This window comes from Parasphingopyxis lamellibrachiae (assembly GCF_003385775.1).
GTDB classification, from domain to species: domain Bacteria; phylum Pseudomonadota; class Alphaproteobacteria; order Sphingomonadales; family Sphingomonadaceae; genus Parasphingopyxis; species Parasphingopyxis lamellibrachiae.
Genome location: NZ_QRDP01000004.1, coordinates 391,515 through 409,949, shown reverse-complemented (window position 1 = coordinate 409,949; position 18,435 = coordinate 391,515). Strand labels below are relative to the sequence as shown.

The 18,435-nt window shown below is 60.8% G+C and carries 18 protein-coding genes; 8 read left to right on the top strand and 10 right to left on the bottom strand.

What is annotated here, in order from left to right; translation table 11 throughout:
- The first annotated feature begins 125 nt into the window (after nt 1-125).
- Nucleotides 126-782 carry an alpha/beta hydrolase gene (locus DFR46_RS02110; protein WP_116234955.1) on the top strand — a complete coding sequence of 219 codons (657 nt, stop codon included), beginning with the start codon at nt 126-128 and terminating at the stop codon, nt 780-782.
- On the opposite strand, the gene DFR46_RS02105 is transcribed toward DFR46_RS02110, so the two are convergent.
- Entirely contained in the window at nt 775-954 is a 180-nt protein-coding gene (locus tag DFR46_RS02105; protein WP_116234954.1) for a hypothetical protein, read from the bottom strand. The two genes, DFR46_RS02110 and DFR46_RS02105, sit on opposite strands and share 8 nt — an antisense overlap.
- Before the next feature lie 9 nt (nt 955-963).
- Entirely contained in the window at nt 964-1,932 is a 969-nt protein-coding gene (locus DFR46_RS02100) for a threonine ammonia-lyase (protein ID WP_116234953.1), read from the bottom strand.
- Between the two features lie 105 nt (nt 1,933-2,037).
- Here DFR46_RS02100 and DFR46_RS02095 point away from each other — a divergent pair, with 105 nt between their 5' ends.
- Nucleotides 2,038-2,469 (top strand): MAPEG family protein, encoded by a 432-nt coding sequence (locus tag DFR46_RS02095; protein WP_116234952.1) that lies wholly within the window; start codon nt 2,038-2,040, stop codon nt 2,467-2,469.
- 17 nt (nt 2,470-2,486) lie between these two features.
- On the top strand, nt 2,487-2,915 hold the full coding sequence (locus tag DFR46_RS02090; RefSeq protein ID WP_116234951.1) for an MAPEG family protein: 429 nt from the start codon (nt 2,487-2,489) through the stop codon (nt 2,913-2,915).
- 6 nt (nt 2,916-2,921) lie between these two features.
- On the opposite strand, the gene DFR46_RS02085 is transcribed toward DFR46_RS02090, so the two are convergent.
- From DFR46_RS02085 to DFR46_RS02070, 4 genes are read right to left on the bottom strand one after another with little or no spacing between them, the layout of a single operon-like run.
- Complete coding sequence (locus DFR46_RS02085) at nt 2,922-4,322, bottom strand: NAD(P)H-hydrate dehydratase (RefSeq protein ID WP_116234950.1); 1,401 nt, start codon at nt 4,320-4,322, stop codon at nt 2,922-2,924.
- Nucleotides 4,319-4,717, bottom strand: a complete 399-nt coding sequence (locus DFR46_RS14920; RefSeq protein ID WP_245953611.1) for a hypothetical protein — start codon at nt 4,715-4,717, stop codon at nt 4,319-4,321. Before DFR46_RS14920 ends, DFR46_RS02085 begins: the two co-directional genes overlap by 4 nt.
- Nucleotides 4,704-6,425 carry a dihydroxy-acid dehydratase gene (ilvD, locus tag DFR46_RS02075; protein WP_116234949.1) on the bottom strand — a complete coding sequence of 574 codons (1,722 nt, stop codon included), beginning with the start codon at nt 6,423-6,425 and terminating at the stop codon, nt 4,704-4,706. The genes DFR46_RS14920 and ilvD overlap by 14 nt, the downstream gene beginning before the upstream one ends.
- Before the next feature lie 20 nt (nt 6,426-6,445).
- Nucleotides 6,446-7,174, bottom strand: coding sequence for an N-formylglutamate amidohydrolase (locus DFR46_RS02070; protein WP_116234948.1), 729 nt, complete (start codon nt 7,172-7,174; stop codon nt 6,446-6,448).
- Between the two features lie 61 nt (nt 7,175-7,235).
- On the opposite strand from DFR46_RS02070, the gene DFR46_RS02065 reads away from it, so the two are divergent.
- Nucleotides 7,236-9,086, top strand: coding sequence for a DUF885 domain-containing protein (locus tag DFR46_RS02065; protein ID WP_116234947.1), 1,851 nt, complete (start codon nt 7,236-7,238; stop codon nt 9,084-9,086).
- A 173-nt stretch (nt 9,087-9,259) separates the two neighbouring features.
- Here the strand turns inward: DFR46_RS02065 and DFR46_RS02060 are convergent, their stop codons facing one another.
- The 3 genes from DFR46_RS02060 to DFR46_RS02050 form a co-directional block, all read right to left on the bottom strand.
- On the bottom strand, nt 9,260-10,114 hold the full coding sequence (locus DFR46_RS02060; RefSeq protein WP_116234946.1) for a 4-(cytidine 5'-diphospho)-2-C-methyl-D-erythritol kinase: 855 nt from the start codon (nt 10,112-10,114) through the stop codon (nt 9,260-9,262).
- Complete coding sequence (locus DFR46_RS02055; protein WP_162843375.1) at nt 10,114-11,652, bottom strand: tetratricopeptide repeat protein; 1,539 nt, start codon at nt 11,650-11,652, stop codon at nt 10,114-10,116. The genes DFR46_RS02060 and DFR46_RS02055 overlap by 1 nt, the downstream gene beginning before the upstream one ends.
- A 100-nt stretch (nt 11,653-11,752) precedes the next feature.
- Nucleotides 11,753-13,402, bottom strand: coding sequence for an electron transfer flavoprotein-ubiquinone oxidoreductase (locus DFR46_RS02050; RefSeq protein WP_116237096.1), 1,650 nt, complete (start codon nt 13,400-13,402; stop codon nt 11,753-11,755).
- Nucleotides 13,403-13,600: 198 nt separating this feature from the next.
- Between DFR46_RS02050 and DFR46_RS02045 the strand changes: the two genes are divergently transcribed.
- From DFR46_RS02045 to moaB, 3 genes are read left to right on the top strand one after another with little or no spacing between them, the layout of a single operon-like run.
- The gene (locus tag DFR46_RS02045; RefSeq protein WP_116234944.1) at nt 13,601-14,260 is read left to right on the top strand and encodes a uracil-DNA glycosylase family protein; all 660 of its coding nucleotides are present in this window, start codon (nt 13,601-13,603) and stop codon (nt 14,258-14,260) included.
- Nucleotides 14,257-16,017 carry a lytic transglycosylase domain-containing protein gene (locus DFR46_RS02040; protein WP_245953610.1) on the top strand — a complete coding sequence of 587 codons (1,761 nt, stop codon included), beginning with the start codon at nt 14,257-14,259 and terminating at the stop codon, nt 16,015-16,017. The genes DFR46_RS02045 and DFR46_RS02040 overlap by 4 nt, the downstream gene beginning before the upstream one ends.
- Entirely contained in the window at nt 16,007-16,534 is a 528-nt protein-coding gene (gene moaB, locus DFR46_RS02035; protein WP_116234943.1) for a molybdenum cofactor biosynthesis protein B, read from the top strand. The genes DFR46_RS02040 and moaB overlap by 11 nt, the downstream gene beginning before the upstream one ends.
- Here the strand turns inward: moaB and DFR46_RS02030 are convergent.
- Nucleotides 16,521-17,285, bottom strand: a complete 765-nt coding sequence (locus tag DFR46_RS02030; protein ID WP_116234942.1) for a hypothetical protein — start codon at nt 17,283-17,285, stop codon at nt 16,521-16,523. The genes moaB and DFR46_RS02030 overlap by 14 nt on opposite strands.
- 68 nt (nt 17,286-17,353) lie before the next feature.
- On the opposite strand from DFR46_RS02030, the gene DFR46_RS02025 reads away from it, so the two are divergent.
- Entirely contained in the window at nt 17,354-18,427 is a 1,074-nt protein-coding gene (locus tag DFR46_RS02025) for a PA0069 family radical SAM protein (RefSeq protein ID WP_116234941.1), read from the top strand.
- The last annotated feature ends 8 nt before the right edge of the window (nt 18,428-18,435 follow it).

The window sequence follows — 18,435 nt, the reverse complement described above, 5'->3', positions numbered from 1 at the left end:
TTCTTTCAAATACTTACTCGGTTTTTGTTGCTAAAAGACGCGTTCTTATCCTATAGCTTCCTCTTTGCTTATGTCCGCATAAGCGCGATTCCCGCCCGTTTCCAGCCAAGGGTAACCCAAACACCATGCCTGAAGTCGTATTCACCGGCCCCGACGGCCGCCTTGAAGGTCGTTTTTCTCCTCCACCGCGTCCACGCGCGCCAGTGGCCATGATACTCCATCCGCACCCGCAAGGCGGCGGCACGATGAACAATGCCATCGTTCAGGCGCTCTACAAGACGTTCGTGCGGCGCGGTTTTGCGACCCTGCGCTTCAACTTCCGGGGCGTCGGCAAGAGCCAGGGCGAATTCGACAATGGCGTGGGCGAACTTTCCGATGCCGCCGCTGCGCTCGACTGGATCCAGACCTTTCATCCCGAAGCGGAAACGACATGGGTCGCAGGCTTTTCATTCGGTTCGCTGATCGGCATGCAGCTTCTGATGCGACGCCCCGAAATTCGTGGCTTCATCACCATCGCGCCGCCCGCGAACATGTATGATTTCAGCTTCCTTGCGCCCTGCCCTGCTTCAGGTGTGATTATCCAGGGCGATCAGGACGAGGTTGCGACACCGTCGGGTACGCAAAAGCTGGTCGACAAGCTGCGGACACAAAAGCACATTACGATCCAGCATGACGTGATCCCCGGCGCCAACCATTTCTTCGAACGCGAAATGAATCCGCTGATGAAATCGGTCGACGATTATCTGGACATGCGGCTCGATCCGGACTGCCCGATTAAGTAGGGTTTGGCACTGTCCAGATCAGGACATTGACGAGAATGACGAAGGCGGCCGCGAGCATCAGCAGCCCCCGCTGCCTTTCGCCACGCTTCGCCCATAGATATATGCCGCCTGAGCCCAGCGCGAAAACGGCGAACATAGCAATCGTCAGCGCAATATTGGCGGCAATAAGCATCGGACTGTCCTATCCCAGGATAATCTCGGCGAAAATCGCCGGATCAACATTGCCACCCGAAAGTGTGACCATCGTCCGGCCCTTGGGCTTCACTTTACCCGAAAGAACTGCGGCCAGCGCGACCGCGCCGCCCGGTTCGACGACCAGCTGCAGCCGGGAATAGGCGACCCGCATCGCATGGGCAACTTCCGCTTCGCTCACAGCGACGCCGGTAGCACCATGGGCTTTGAGAATATCGAAGGTAATCGGCGCAACCCGCATCGTCTGCAGCGCGTCGCAGCGCGTGTCAGGCGGATTGGAGCCAACGGGTTCGATTTTACCGGTCGCAAGTGAGCGCGCCATATCGTCCCAACCTTCCGGCTCGACGATCGTGATCTGCGCATCGGGCAAGACAAGGGCCGTACCCGCGGACAAACCGCCACCGCCGCAACAGGTAACTGCACTGTCAGGCGGACCGCCGGCCAAAGCCGTCATCTGATCGACCGCTTCTAGCGCTGCCGTGCCCTGCCCTTCGACCACCCACGGGTCGTCAAAGCTGGGAACCACAACCGCGCCGCGCTCTTCTCCCAGACGGGCTGCCAGTTCCTCACGCCCTTCGGTCATACGGTCGTAGGTGACGATCTCAGCGCCCAGCGCCCTGGTCGCATCAAGTTTTGCCCGGGGCGCATCGGCCGGCATCACGATCAATGCAGGCATGCCGAGGCGTTTTGCCGCCCAGGCAACGCCCTGCGCATGATTGCCCGATGAAAAGGCTACAACCCCGGTTTTTCGTTGTTCTTCGCTCAACGCAGCCAGACGGTGATAGCCGCCGCGTAGCTTGAATGCTCCAATCGGCTGGAGGTTTTCGCATTTCAGCCAGACTTGGCCATGTTCGGTTTCAAACGGGACCAGCGGCGTCGGTGGCACGATCTCGCGGATGCGCTCTGCGGCATCCTTGACCCCCGCCAAAGTCGGTGTGCGTGATTTTCTGTTTTGCATGATTTCCGGCTAGCGCGGCTATCGGTCCACTGCAACCAGGTCGGTTGCATTTGACAACTTTTTGGCACTGCGCCAGTCTTCGCGCATCAGAAACGGGGAAGTAAAATGAACAGTCAAATTCTCGCACCAGCCGCCGTTCTTGTCGTTTGGACGCTTTTTATCCTTTTCTGGATGGCGGCGACCCGCTTTCCGGCCATAGCCAAAGCCGGAATTGACATGGGTGCAAGGCCGGGCGGACGCGGCCAGGATCTCGAGGGAGCCATACCCGACAAGGTCAACTGGAAATCGCATAACTATACCCATCTCGTCGAACAACCCACGCTCTTCTATGCAACCGTCTTCATAGTCGCACTGACCGGCTCCGGCGATGCCTGGATCAATGTCTGGCTGGCCTGGGCCTATGTTGGCCTGCGCATCGTCCACAGTCTGATCCAGGTTTTGTGGAACAAGGTCATCGTGCGGTTTGCCGTCTTCGTCCTGTCGACGCTGTGTTTGCTGGCCCTTGCCATCCATGCACTGCTCGCCGCCTGCTATTGAACGAAAAGGAATAAGCCATGGAACACAGTCCAATTCTCCAGCCCGTTGTCGCGCTCGTCCTCTGGACAATGATCATATGGCTCTGGATGTATGCCACGCGTATTCCCGCGATGGGCAAAGCCAATATCGACACAGCCAATCTGGTGGGCGGCAAGGGAGCAGATCTCGATGCGCTTCTGCCGGCCAACGTGCAATGGAAAGCCCATAACTATAATCATCTGCTCACCGAGCCGACGCTTTTTTACGCGGTGTCCCTGACCCTCGCGATGATCGGTGCAGGCGCGGGGCTGAACGCTACATTGGCCTGGGTCTATGTCGGCATCCGCGTTCTGCACAGTCTGGTGCAGGTGACGATCAACCGGGTGATGATCCGCTTCATGCTGTTCGCACTTTCGAGCATCGTGCTGATCTGGCTCACGATCAATGCGGCGCTGATCGTTTTCTAAAGGGCGCTATTGAAGACAGGCGGCAAGCGTGCCGGGTAGTGCGCCGACAAGATCGTCGGCAATCAGGAATGGCCCGGCCCGCCTCGCCGCTTCGCCATGCAGCCACACGGCTTCACAAGCTGCGGTGAAGGCATCTCCGCTTGTCGCATAACGCGCGGCAACGATTCCGGTGAGGACATCGCCGGTTCCCGCGCTCGCCAGCCAGGTTGGTGCCGGCGGCGCAATCGCGGCACGGCCATCGGGGGCGGCAATCACGGTATCGCTGCCCTTATAGACCACCACGGAGCCTGAACGGCTGGCGGCATCGCGTGCTCGTTCGACCTTATTCCCGGCACCTCCGCCGAAAAGCCTGACAAATTCGCCATGATGGGGCGTCAGGATCGGCGGAGTTTCAAGCGCGTTCAGACACTCCGCGCCGCGCCTTACCATAAGTGTCAGCGCATCGGCGTCCAGAACCAGCCGGCGTCCAGATGTCAATATTTCGTCGAGGCGCGCATCGGCTTCTTCGTTCAGCCCAAGTCCGGGACCGATAGCCGCGACATTGACCCGCTCGTCAGCCAGCAAATCGGCAAGCGCGCGCGGATCGCTAGCCGGGCGGTGGACAAGCGCCAGCGGCCCTGCGCCATGATCCGGCCCAGCCAGCATCACATAACCCGCCCCTGCCCGCATCGCCGCACCTGCGCACAGGCAGGCGGCGCCGGCCATTGCCCCTTTGGCTACCAGTACGAAACCCCGGGAATATTTGTGATCGCCCGGTGTTGGCGCTGTAATCCCGGGGCGCCCAAGCTCCACCAGGCTGCTGGAGGCCTCAACGCCGATTTCACCCAATATGACCCGGCCCAGATAGCGCGCGGAAGGCTGGAGGAGATGAGCCGGTTTGAGCGCGCCAAGTCCAACCGTCACATCGAAATGAGGCACGGCCGACAGCAACGCGCCGCTATCGGTTTCGATCCCGCTCGGCAGATCAACGGCAATGCTGTAGCGCGCCTTTCCGACATGTTCGGCCAATGTCTTGGCGAGAGTATCGCCGAGTGGACGCATCAAACCCGTACCGAACAGCGCATCGATCAGCAGAGGTGCGCTTTTTGCATCGGCAACGGGTTCGACAGGCCCGCCCCAACGTTCGCAGGCGGCTTTGGCGACATCGGTCCTGGGCTCGGCCAGAGCCGCCACCCGCACTTTACAGCCGCGATCGGCCAGCAGACGCGCAACGACATAGCCGTCGCCGCCGTTATTGCCCGGGCCGCACAGGATGAGCGCTTCGCTCTTGCCCGCGATGCGCCAGGCAATATCGGCCACCGCCCTGCCCGCCCGTTCCATCAGTTCTTCAACCGAAACGCCGTCCGCCATCGCAGCGCCTTCTGCTGCGACCATCTCTTCGGCGGTCAGGATCGGTCGGAAGGTCACCGGACAGTCGCCGGAAGGCGATATCGGTCGAAAGCAATGGCGACCTCGATTTCTCGCTCGGACACCGGGGTAACAATCGCCGGTTCAGCGCCGTCAGCAACGATCAGACCGCGCCCGTCGCTGGTCACAAGCAATCGCCGAAAGCCGCCACTGGGATGCCGCATCGTCAGGATCACGCCCTCATCGCCTTGCGTTCGTTCGATCTGGCAGTCCGGTCGGAATCCTGATGCACCATCCACGGCGCAGTAGATCATCCCGCTTTCCGCAAGCTCGGCCCGCGCCTGCGCTTCCGCTTCGAGCAAAGGGTCGGAATCGGATGGCGACGCGCGATCCGTTTCCCCGCCGCCGCATGCAGAGAGCAGGGCCAGCACTGTAATGCCGCTAAATATCCGCATAAACATGGGTTTCCGCTTTCGCGCCGGGATGGGTCAGCGCACCGGTTCGGGCCGGGCCGACATTCTGGGCATAGCGCCACAGCGTTCCCGCCTGATAGTCATTCTGGCGCGGCTTCCAGGCCGCACGACGCTGCTCGAGAACTGCGGCATCGACATCGAGATCGATTGTCCCGGCTTCGGCATCGATGCTGATCTGGTCGCCATCTTCGACCAGCGCAATCGGCCCGCAATCGGCCGCTTCCGGGCCGACATGACCAATGCAGAAGCCCCGCGTCGCACCGGAGAAACGACCGTCGGTGATGAGCGCAACCTTCTCTCCCATGCCCTGCCCATAGAGCGCCGCCGTCGTCGACAGCATCTCGCGCATGCCGGGTCCGCCCTTAGGGCCTTCATAGCGGATGACGATGACGGAGCCTTCGGCAATGTCGCGCTGCTCGACCGCGTGGAAGCAATCTTCTTCGCTGTCGAAGCAGCGGGCGGCACCGGTAAACTGCAGCCGTTCCATTCCGGCGACCTTTACGATCGCACCGTCAGGCGCAAGCGAGCCTTTCAGGCCCACAACCCCGCCTGTCGGCGTGATCGGCGTATCGACCGCATAGATGACCTTCTGGTCCGGGTTCCACGTAACCTCGTCGATATTCTCGCCAAGGGTTTTACCGGTGACCGTCAGGCAATCACCATCGAGCAAACCATCCGCTAGCAACGTTTTCATCAGCATATACACGCCACCCGCCTCATACATGTCCTTGGCGACATATTTCCCGCCAGGTTTCAGGTCGGCAAGATAGGGCGTAGATTTGAAGGTTTCGGCGACATCGAAAAGATCGAAATCGATCCCCGCCTCATTCGCCATCGCAGGGAGGTGCAGCGCAGCGTTGGTCGATCCCCCTGTTGCAGCGACGACCCGCGCCGCATTCTGGAATGCAGCTTTGGTGCAAAGATCGCGGGGCCGGATATTGCGCGCAAGCAAATCCATCACCCGCTCCCCGGCCGATCGCGCGATATCGTCATTCGATTGATAGGGCGCGGGAACCATATTGCTGTTGGGCAGCGACAGGCCGATGGCTTCGCCGACACAGGCCATGGTGTTGGCGGTAAACTGGCCGCCGCACGCGCCATGACCGGGACAGGCAACCTTTTCCAGCTCGATCAGTTCCTGCAGCGGACAGGTATCGGCCTCGTATTGGCCCACCTTCTCGAACACGTCGACAACGGTCACGTCCCGATCGTGGAACCGCCCTGGCAGGATAGACCCGCCATAGACGAAGATCGACGGCACATTGAGCCGCAGCATCGCCATCATCATTCCGGGCAGCGATTTGTCGCAACCGGCAAAACCCACCAGCGCGTCATAGCAATGGCCGCGCACGGACAGCTCGACAGAATCCGCAATCACCTCCCGGCTGACAAGCGAGCTTTTCATCCCCTGATGGCCCATGGCGATGCCGTCGGTCACAGTGATCGTGTTAAACCGGCGCGGCAGTCCGCCGCCTTCGATCACCCCGTCGCGACAGATATCGGCCTGGTGGTCGAGCCGCGTGTTGCAGGGGGCGCTGTCATTGCCCGCACTGGCAACGGCGACGAATGGCCGCCCGATTTCCTCCTCGCTCATGCCCATCGCATAATAATAGCTGCGATGCGGCGCGCGGGAGGGACCGAGAGACACATGACGGCTCGGCAATTGCAATTTATCGAAACGATTGGACATCAAGATTCCTCAAAAACTCTCTAACTCAGCGCATCCCGGGTTTCAGCGATCACTGGAACGAGCCATTCGGCCCATTTCCTTGCGCCTTCTTCGTCCGCGATCAAGTCATTACGCACCTCTATCGCCAGATAAGGCAGGCCTCGCGCCTCAGCGTGCAGGTTCATAGTCGCGTTCAGCTCGCGCCCCGAATAAGGTTCATTGTCGCCGACGTGTAGGCCCAGCGCCTTCAGCTTGGGGAGCGCGATGCGCGGCGCGCGGTCATCCTGATTGTAGAGAATTCCCGCATGCCAGGGGCGCGCTTCGTCGTTGCGAGTTTCGAGCTGGGGTGTAAAACTGTGCAGGGTGAACAGCATCTGCGGGGCAAACATATCAATCATTGTCGATGCCCGGCCATGATAGGGATGCCAGAATCGATCCATACGGGCCGCACGGGTAACCTCATCAAGCGCGGCGTTGGCCGGCACATGGTGCCCGTCGCTATGAACGGGCGTTGCCGCCGGATTGTCATGCTCCCGGTGCAGATCGACAACGAGGCGGGAGATATTGGCGATAATCGCCGGACAGCCTAGTGCCTCTGTCACCAATTCCGAAAGCCGGTCGACACCGATATCCACCGCAACATGCTTGTCGAGGATGGAGGGGTGCACGCCCAGATCGATATCCTCCGGCACGCGGTTTGACGCATGGTCGGCAATCAACATCAGGCCGGAGGCGCTGTCGCCGGCAATTTCACGGTAAACATCCTGCATCGCGCCTAGTTGCCGTCCCGCGTTCGCTATGTCACCACCAAAGACAATCAGGAGGTCGCAAATGGGTTTTGAACTGACACGCAGGGAAATGATCGCGGGGCTTGCCGCGGGAACGATGCTGGGGCCGAGCGGCTGCGCATCGCTTGCCGGGTCAAGTGCGCACAGCTGTAATGCCGGACCGGCCCTGGCGAACGAAGCCAATCACCTGCTGGCGCTGCTGCCCGAAGTGGCCACTTACAACGGTGCCGACGCGTCGCTGGATGGCGGAGCGCTCGCGCGTAGCCTGAACGATTATTCTCCGGCTGGCGAGGGCGCTTTGCGCGATGGCACTGCCTCCAGCCGCGCGCGCATCGCCTCGCTCGATTGCCCTGCGAACAGCCGCGAAGCCCTGCATGCAAGAGTTTCGGAGGCTGTTCTCGCCAATGCGACGCGCTCGGCCTCGATACCCTATGGGCACATCAACCCGTTCAGTTATGTCAATCATCTGCCCTATCTGGTCTCCCAGATCAGCGGACCGCATATCGATTCCCAAGCCGTGATGACGACGCAACAATCGTTGCGGACACCGGCCGCCATCGACGCCTGGCTGGAAAAACTCGAGACATTCGATGCCGCTTTTGCCGGTATTTCGGAGAAGATTCGCAGCGACGAGGCAGCGGGATGCCGCCCCCCTCAGGCACTGCTTGCAAAAACGCTGCCGGTGCTTGACGCGTTTTTAGAAGGGCCAGCCGAATCCCATCCGCTGATCGAAGCGCTCCGCACCCGCATGGCGGATGCGGTCATCGATCAGAGCATGCGGGACGCGGCAATGCAGCGCGCCATAGCGGCGCTCGAAACCCGGGCACGCCCGGCCTATGCGCAGCTCCGTGCGCAAATCGCGGACATGTTGCCGCGAGGCCAGCAAATGTCCGGCATCTGGGCACAGCCCGATGGCGAAGAGCTCTATGCCGCCAATGTCCGTGCACTGGGAGACACCGAGCAAACGCCTGACGAAATCCACGATATCGGACTGGACGAAGTGCGCCGGATTACCGCCGAGATGGAACTGCTTCTGACCGCCCAGGGAGAGACCGGCGGAAGCGTTGGCGAGAGGATGCTCCGGCTTGCCGGCGATGAGCGCTTCCTGTTTGCAGACAGCGATACAGGCCGGGAGGAGCTGCTCGACTATGTTCGCCGGACCGTACGCACGGCGGAAGTTCATTATGGCGACATGCTGCCCGCCGATATCATTCCGCAACAGCAACTTGTCGTCCGCCGGGTTCCGATAGCCACGGAAGATGGTGCGCCGGGAGGCTATTATGACGCTCCTTCGCTCGATGGCACGCGGCCTGGAACCTATTGGATCAATCTGCGCGATATGCGTGCCGTGCCCCGTTTTCGATTGCCGACGCTCAGCTATCATGAAGGTGTGCCCGGCCATCACACCCAAACAGCCATTGCCAGCGGTTTGGGTGCAGCACCGCTGATTATCCGGATAGCCAGCTTCAACGCTTATCAGGAAGGCTGGGCGCTCTATTCTGAGCGCATCGCCGCGGAGCTTGGCTTTTACGAAGAAGACCCCTTTGGCGATCTTGGGCGGCTGCAGGACGAATTGTTCCGTGCGGTTCGGCTCGTCGTCGATACCGGCCTGCACCATAAACGCTGGCCCAGGGAACAGGCGATCACCTTCATGCAAAGCGCCACCGGGATCGCCGAAAGCCGCATAACGGCAGAAATCGAGCGTTACATGGCCTGGCCGGGCCAGGCACTGGGCTACAAGTTGGGCCAGTTGCGCCTGATTGCCTTGCGAGAACAGATGCGTTCCGCACAGGGCTCTGCCTTCGATGTCCGCAATTTCAATGCGTTGGTGCTCAACCAGGGGGCGATGCCGCTCGGTTTGGTCGCCGAACGCGTTGCAGCAGCAAGCGCCTGAAACGAAACGGGCAGCTGCACCGAAGCGCCGCTGCCCGTTTCAATGACGTACGACTCTGGAGGGAGTGTAGATCATTGGCGGACGATGCCGCGAAGGCCTGATCCGTTCATGCCCCAATAATACGCAAAAAACTTACCAAAGGGCTGAAAAACAGGGTTAACGCACAAAAACCTTCATCGCAGCAGCGACCGCATCGTCCACCAGTCAGCATGTTCTGCGATCAGGGTTTCGGCCGCAGTGTCGCACTCTCCGACGGTATCGAACAAGGCAAAACAGGTTGCCCCGGACCCCGACATGCGGGTGAAAACCGCACCTGGACACGCTTCCAGCGCGGCCAGAACATCGCCAATCGCGGGCGCAACGGTTTTCGCCGGGTCCATCAGGTCATTGCGCCATGCGGGATCCCACTTCAGCGGTTCGGAAAGTGCCAGACTTCCCCGGTCGGCCCCATCCCAACCCGCAAAAACCGGGCCGGTAGGAACGGCAAAGCCCGGATTCACGAGCAAGACCGGGCATTCTCGTAGATTGTCGGACGATAGCGGGGCCAATCGGTCGCCCTTCCCGTCTCCGCGACATGTCTCGGACAGAAAACAGGCCGGGACATCCGCGCCGAGGCTGGACGCAATCTCGCCGATCACGGGACTGTCGCGAGGGATATTCCAGAGCCGGGCGAGCAACCGCAGTGCCGCCGCCGCATCTGCCGACCCGCCGCCTATCCCTGAGGCGACAGGGAGCGCCTTGGTCAACCGCATCGCCGCGCCGGACGCCAATGAACTGGCAGCCTGCAATTGTGTGGCCGCCTGTATTACGAGATTGTCCTCACCAGCCGAAAGTCCGTCCGCAAAGGCCCCATCTATCGTGAGACTGATATCGTCTGCGGGCGCAGCTTCCAGCGTATCGCCATCCTTGCAAAAGGCGAAGAGCGTTTCGATCCGGTGATAGCCATCGGGCAGGCGTTCGCGGACATGAAGCGCGAGATTGATCTTGGCGAAAGCGGTTTCGCGCAATGCCCCAGGCCCGCCCTTCATCAGGGCGATGCGGTCTCGGCGGTCAAACCGAGATCGAGCTTCGCACGGATGCGGGCCGCAACCTCATCTTCCGCCGAAACCAGCGCTGCATGCCATGCATGCCGGGCTTCACGTCGCCGCCCGGCAACCCAATAGGCGTCGCCCAGATGCTCATTGATCGTCGGTTCCGCAGGCTGACCAATCGACGCCCGTTCCAGCATCGGGATAGCGCGTTCGAGATCTCCCTGTACAAAATGAACCCAGCCGAGAGAATCGGTGATCGACGCACTGTTGGGATTGAGCTGACTGGCGCGGGTTATCAGCTCTTGCGCATAGTCAAGATCCTGTCGTCGTTCGAGCAGCGCATACCCGAGGTAATTCAGCACAACGGCCTGATCCGGCGCCAGTTCGACCGCCCGCTCCAGAACCGGGCGGGCTTCCTCCCAGCGTCCGGCGTCAAGCAGCGCGCCGCCGTAGAGGAGCAGCGCGGTCCAGGGCGCATTCTCGCCCCCTGCCAGGGAAACCGCCCGGCCATAGGCTTCCGCCGCCTCGTCATAGCTTTCCATCGCGGCGTAGCGCTCGCCATAGCGTTGCCAGTCAGCAACCGTTGCGTTGCGGGAATCGGCGCGGGACCGGGCCAGTTCCAGAGCCGCCTCCGGTTCGCCCGTTTCCGCCAGCAGCTGAACCCGCATATCCTGGACATCGGCATGAAAAGGATCGCGGGATCCGACTCCGTCTAGCGCGGCGAGCGCCGCCTGGTTCTGGTCCGACTGGGTGAGGATACTGCTCGTGACAAACCAGCCAACCGAATTGTCGGGCGCAACGAAAGTAGCGAAACGGCTGATAGTCAGGGCAAGCTGCGATGCGTTTTGCCGGTTTATCTCACCGGCAAGCCGCACGAACATTTCGCCGATGCCGTCCGACGCACTGTCGATTGCGCCGGGCAGAGAACGGCGACGCTCTATCACAGCCCGGGCGGCGGTTTCCGCGCGGCTCTCTCCGGGCAGCAAGGCCAGCGCTTCGTCACGCTGCCGCCCCTGTGCAAGGCGCGCGGCAGCCGCCAGTCTGAGACGCAGAAAGCGCGGCGGGCCAAGCTCGCTCAGCGCGAGCGTCGCGGCAACCCCTTCCTCATACCGTCGCATGGCGAGCAGCAGGAGAGCGCGATGTTCGCGGACATAGGCGGCAGCTATGCCGCCATCGGTACCTGCAGCAAGAGCAACCAGTGGATCTTCATCGCCCGCGCCAAAGGCAATCCAGGCGCGCATGACCGGCACAAGAGAAGCAAAAAGCGCCTCTTCCTCAATACGGTCCACAATGCGGCGGGCTTCGGCCCAATCGCCGTCATCCAGCGCCTCAATCAGGAACAGGAAGGCGCCATCCGGCGGAAGCGCGCCGGCGTCTTGCAGTGTCTGCGCCGCACGGAGCGCAAGCACGCGATCCCCGGCGGCAACAGCCCGGCGATAGGCGCGAGCCGCCAGCGTTTCGTCAAACGGGGCTTCGGTTAGCGCTGCGGCATAACCGCGCGCTGCAACGCCTATCTGGCCGGAGGCGTCGGCCACCCGCGCCCGTGCATATTCGGTATACGGATTACTGGCATGCACGACGCCCGGGCAAAGCAGCGCGGATATCAGGACGGCAGCCGTCCGGCCCGCGAAACGCTTACATATTGGGATAGTTGGGTCCTCCGCCGCCTTCCGGAACCACCCAGTTGATGTTCTGGGTCGGGTCCTTGATGTCGCAGGTCTTACAATGAACGCAGTTTTGCGCATTGATCTGGAACCTTGGGCTACCGTCCTCTTCCACCACCTCATACACGCCCGCCGGACAGTAACGCTGCGCCGGTTCGGCATAGAGCGGCAGATTGTGCTCGATCGGTATATCCGGATCCTTGAGCGTCAGATGAACGGGCTGGTCTTCTTCGTGGTTGGTGTTGGAAAGGAACACTGAAGACAGGCGGTCGAAGCTGATGACACCATCGGGTTTGGGATAGTCGATCTTCTTGACCTGATCCGCGCGCCACAGGCTCTCATTGTCCCGGTGGTGCTTCATCGTGAACGGCATCCGGATACCGATATGTTCGGCCCACATCGTCATGCCCGCCAGAAGCGTCCCTGTGAAATTGCCGAATTTCTCGACCAGAGGCAGCGTGTTGCGGACTTTCCGGAGCTCTTTGTAGACCCAGCTATCCTCATAAGCCTGTTCGTAGCTGGTTAGCTCGTCATGAGCGCGTTCGGCCTGCACCGCCTCGAACGCGGCTTCAGCGGCCATCATACCGGTTTTCATCGCCGTGTGGCTGCCCTTGATCCGGGGAACGTTCACGAAACCGGCAGAGCAGCCGATCAGCGCGCCACCGGGAAAAGCCAGCTTCGGAACCGACTGCCAGCCGCCATCGTTGATCGCACGCGCACCGTAGGAAACGCGCTTTCCACCCTCCAGTGTCTCGCGGATTGCCGGATGCTGTTTCCAGCGCTGCATTTCCTCGAATGGCGAGAGCCAGGGGTTGGAATAGTTGAGCCAGGTAACGAAACCGAGCGCGACCTGCCCATTCTCCTGATGATAGAGAAAACCGCCGCCATTGGCGTCGTCAAGCGGCCAGCCTTGCGTATGGATCACGCGGCCAGGGACATGCTTGCCGGGATCGATATCCCACAGCTCTTTTATACCAAGACCATAGACTTGTGGCTGGGAGTTCGCATCGAGTTCGAACTGTCGGATTAGCTGTTTGGAAAGATGTCCGCGTACGCCTTCGGCGAAGAAGGTATATTTGGCGTGCAGCTCCATACCGGGCATGTAATCGGGCTTTTTCTCGCCATCCCGGCCAATACCCATATCGCCGGTCGCAACGCCTTTCACCGAGCCATCTTGGTTGTAGAGAATCTCGGCGGCTGCAAAACCGGGAAAAATCTCGATTCCCATGGCTTCGGCGCGGCCGGCAAGCCACCGGCAAAAATTTCCAAGGCTAACCGTATAGGTGCCCTTGTTATTCATGAAGGACGGCATGGCGATGTGCGGGAATTCCCACTTTTTCGTCTTGCTGAGCACCCAGTGGTGATTTTCGGTAACCGGAGTTGTCAGCGGATTGTCGTCAAAGTCCCGCCAATCCGGGAAAAGCTCGTCCAGCGCCCGTGGATCGACCACCGCTCCGGACAGAATATGCGCGCCGACTTCACTGCCCTTTTCGAGAATACAGACCGAGATTTCCTTGCCCGTTTCGTCGGCAAGTTGTTTGAGCCGGATCGCTGCGGACAGTCCTGCAGGACCTCCGCCGACAATAACGACGTCATAAGGCATGGATTCCCGTTCGGACATTTTCGCATTTTCTCCTTCGAAGGACCGCTCTTCGCTCATATCGTCGCGGCCAGCAACCAATCTGTCAGATAGTCACTGCCCGGCGATTGACCACGCCGTCAACCTTGGACCTTATGGATAGTCAAGCGAAGCAGGATACAGGCGATTAACAGCGAGATCGAAAACACAGTTGGCTGGTGGCGCGATGCCGGCGTCGACGTGATCGTTGGCGACGAACCGCGTAGCTGGCTCGAAGAGCCCAAGTCGCGTGCCAGGCGAGCTGCGCCAAAGAGCACCGGGACGCCCGATGCGCCGACCTTGCCCGCGAAATTGCCCACCGATCTGGATGGCCTTCGCAGCTGGCTGCTTTCCACCGACTCAATCGGCGTTCCGGAGATCGGACGCCAGGACACGATCGGCGATCCGGCAAGCGGGCTGATGATCCTTGTCGACATGCCGGACAGGGCCGACACGGAAGCGGGGACGCTCCTTTCCAGCGACACCGGGTTGTTGTTTGACAGGATGCTGGCCGCGATCGGGCGAGATCGTGCTTCCACCTATATAGCTGCGCTCTCTCCGGCACGGATTACCGGCGGCGCAATCGATGCAAACAGCTTGGAAATGCTTGGCCGGATAGCAAAGCATCATGTGGCGCTGGCGCAGCCTGAACGGCTCCTCGTGATGGGAGACGCGCCGAGCCGTGTCTTTTGCGGGTCCAGCCTTAATGAAAGTCGCGGATCGAAACACAATTTTAACCATGATGGCGGCACTGTGTCGGTGACCGCAACTTTCCATCCGCGGTTCCTGCTCCAGCAACCGCGCCTGAAGGCGCAAAGCTGGAAGGATCTGCAGATGATGACCGAAGGAATGACCGCGTGAAACTGAAATTTCTTGCCGCGACTGCTCTGATTTCCGTTGCCGCCAGCCCGGCCCTTTCCGACAGTGCCAGTATCCCCGCGCTTGGGACTAGCGCCGCACAGACAGACATGGATGCCGTTCTAAGCCGCAGTGAACGCGAAGCCTATCGCGAAATTTTCAGCGATATCCATAACCGCCGCTGGGAGAGTGCCGCGCAACGGTTGGAACGGGCGCCCCGCAGCGTGCTTCATCCCGTTGCACGCGCCGAACTCTATCTCGCGGCCGGCTCACCTCGTGTCGAACTGGCGCCGCTTCGCGCCCTGATAAACGATTTTCCCGACCTGCCAGATGCCCAGCGCATTCTGACTCTCGCCCAGGGCCGCGGCCTTGAACGCGCTCCTGCGCTTCCTCAAGGCCATGCTCTACGCCGCATGCCCGGCCCGTCACGCCGGGGAACGGCACGTCCCGTTAGAAGCGACAGCGCCGCGCGGGCGCTTGTCAGCCGCGTTCGCCCCCTGATCGTGGACGACAGCCCACGCGAAGCAGAAAATCTGCTCAACCAATATGGCGGTAATCTCAGCCCCGAAGGATTAACCGAAGTACGCCAGCGCATTGCCTGGTCCTATTATCTGACAGGCGATGATCGCAACGCGCAGCGGCTCGCCCGGCAGGCGCGTACCGGCGCAGGTGAATGGGCCGTATTCGGAGATTGGGTCGATGGCCTCGCATCGTGGCGCGCTGGCGATTACGACGCCGCTGCCGATGCCTTTGCGTCGGTCGGCCGACGCGCACCTGACAGCGAAAAAAGAACCGCCGGCCTCTATTGGGCAGCCCGGGCCGAAATGGCGCGCGGTCGGCCTGAAAACGTCCAGAACCTGCTGCGCACCGCCGCGCGGATGAACGAGACGTTTTACGGTCTGCTTGCCGCCCAGGCGCTTGGCACAGCCGATGCAGACGCCCCGGGTGCGATATTGCCTCCCGGCTGGGATTCGGTTGCAACCTATTCCAATGCCCGCCGCGCAATCGCGCTGGTCGAGATCGGCGAACGCGATCTTGCCGGCGCCTATGTGCGCCACGGCGCAACGATCGGCAACCCGCATCATCATGACGCCTGGCTCGATCTCGCCAACCAGCTGCAACTTCCGAACACGGAGCTCTGGCTCGCCCGCAATGCGCCGATATCGCACCATCCTTCGGCCCGCGATCGCTTCCCTGCCCCGGACTATCAGCCGGTTGGCGGATGGCGCGTCGATCGGTCGCTCGTCTATGCGCATGCCCTGCAGGAATCGAATTTCAGGCCGGACGTTGTAAGCCCGGCCGGCGCACGCGGCCTGCTTCAGCTCATGCCCGGAACGGCGCGAGACATTGCCCGGCAACGCGGCGAAACTGTCAACGCCTCGAGGCTGAACGTACCGGAGGTCAATATCGCATATGGCCAGCATTATATGGAGCAGATGCGCGATTTCCCGGGAATGCAGGGCCTGCTTCCAAAGGTTATCGCTTCCTACAATGCCGGGCCCGGCGCAGTAGCGAACTGGGAGGGCCGCCTGCGCGATCGCGGCGATCCGCTGCTCTATATCGAGAGCATTCCATTTTATGAGACCCGCGGCTATGTGCCCATCATCCTGCGCAATTACTGGATGTATCAGCGCAATGCCGGTGAAGAGGCGACGAGCCTGAGCGCCCTCGCCCAGGGCATGTGGCCGCGCTTCCCGGGCACGCCGGGCGCCGTTGCCGTGCGGCTGTCGGGCCAGGGAGGCTCCCGCATTGCCGATTGACGAATCCAAGACGTTTCGGCCGGTCAGGATTGCGCTCCTCACGGTATCGGACACCCGCAATCTGGAGCAGGATAGCTCTGGCGATATCCTTGAACAGCGACTGACCGATGCCGGGCATACCCTTGGCGCCCGCCAGATTGTCCGCGATGAAATGTCGAAAATTGTTTCCCGGCTTCATGCCTGGATCGATGACCCGGAAATCGACTGTATCATCACAACCGGCGGAACCGGGCTTACGGGCCGCGACATCACTCCCGAAGCGCTGGAACGCGTCCAGGACAAGCCGATACCGGGTTTTGGCGAACTGTTCCGCCAACTCAGTTATGAAAAGATAGGCACGTCCACCATACAATCGCGTGCTTGCGGCTGCGTTGCGCGCGGCACCTATATTTTCGCCCTGCCCGGCTCAAACGGCGCGGTGAAAGATGGCTGGGACGACATTCTCGCTACCCAGCTCGACAGTCGATTCAGCCCCTGCAATTTTGTCGAGTTGATGCCGCGCCTTAACGAGGTGTAGAAATCCAGATTTCCCAGAGCTCGGCGTCGGGCTGAGCGACCATGGTTTCGAAATAGCCATCGCCCTCAACGCCCGTATAGTCGCCGCCATGGGGACCAGGAGCCCTTAACCCCTCGCCTTCAATCGCGTCGCCAATCACCGATTCCGCACGGAAACTATAGGCGTCCGGCGCATCTGCGAATGACACATATTCGCGCCCTTCATTGTCATAGCTGAACCCGAAGCGGGCTGCTCCATAGGCCGCCACCGCATCCGTGATACTGGTCCCCGGGCCGACGCCTTCAGCGGTGCGGCACTGATCGGCATATACGCCCATCGCCACGACTTCGATATCGCCTTCATATTCCTCGACATCATAGCTTTCGAAAATCACGCAGATTGCATCCTCCCCGCCGGAAAGGGCGCACAACGCTCCGAAATCGACCATATAAACGGGTTCAAAGCGTAGCGCTGCAGTTTCGGGAAAAGACTCCACGAAATCGTGCAGCGTTGCTGGGTTTTCCACACCCGCAATGCCGGTTTCCGTAATCACGCATTCCGGGTCGAAAGAGACAGCCGATCCGTTCGACGAGATCAAAGCGGTACCCGCTTCGGCGTCGGTATCCAGCATAAGAGGATCACCTACAGTCGCCTCTGCCGGCGCGCTCGTCTCGGCATCGCCTTCGGCGGCATGCTCTGGCTCGCTATTCGTCGAGCAGGCTGCAAGTAGGGCAATGGGTGCCAATATGGCCGGAACAAGACTGATCTTCATCGAAACTCTCCGCTCTTTGGGTTTTCTACATTGCGCGATGGCCCTGCCTATGGCAAGTTGTTCCTCTTATGTTCTCTTTGAAAACCAAAGGGCGAGGCGCGACAGCCAATGCGCCGTCAGACCGGTTCAACCTAGCTGGACGGGAACATGATGGAGACTGGCTTGACGCGCGCGAAGAGATTGACGGCCCTGCTCCACCGCCGCGCACCCATGTCACCATCGAACGACCCAAGACGATCCTTTCGCGCAATCGTTCGCCCGACATTCCGTTCGATCGCTCCATCAATGCCTATCGTGGGTGCGAGCATGGCTGCATCTATTGTTTTGCTCGTCCGACTCATGCCTTTCACGATCTCTCGCCTGGTCTCGATTTCGAGACGAAGCTGTTCGCCAAGCCGGATGCGCCGAGGTTGCTGCACGCGGCGCTGAGCAAGAACGGCTACCGCGCCGCGCCGATTGCCATGGGCACCAATACCGATCCCTATCAGCCGATCGAAAGCCGTTTCCGGATCACACGCGACTGTATCGCGATCCTCGCCGAAACCCGCCACCCGCTGACGATCACGACCAAATCAAACCGGGTCTTACGCGATATCGATCTGCTCGCGGACATGGCGAAAGACAATCTTGTCGCCGTTGCAATTTCCGTCACTTCGCTCGATCCCGCAGTCCATCGCACGCTCGAACCCAGAGCACCCACGGCGCGCAAGCGACTGGATGCGATTACCGCGCTCAGCGAAGCCGGTATTCCGGCTTATGTTTCCATGTCGCCGATCATCCCGGCGATAACGGACCATGAAGTGGAGCACCTGATCGAAGCTGCTGCCGAAGCGGGGGCGAAGGCTGCATTCTTCATTCCGCTGCGCCTTCCGCACGAAGTTGCGCCGCTGTTTTGCGCCTGGCTCGACGAATATTATCCCGATCGTGCGAAGAAGGTGATGAACATCGTCCGGTCCATCCGGCAGGGCCTGGATAATGACCCGCGCTTCTTCACACGGATGCGCGGCGCTGGCCCATGGGCGGATCTGATACGGACCCGCTTTGCTAAGGCGTGCCGGAAGCATGGCCTCAATCGGGAAAGGATCGCATTGCGTTCCGACCTGTTCTGCCCCCCTGTCGGCCCGCAAGGCGAACTGTTTTAAGTCCAGGA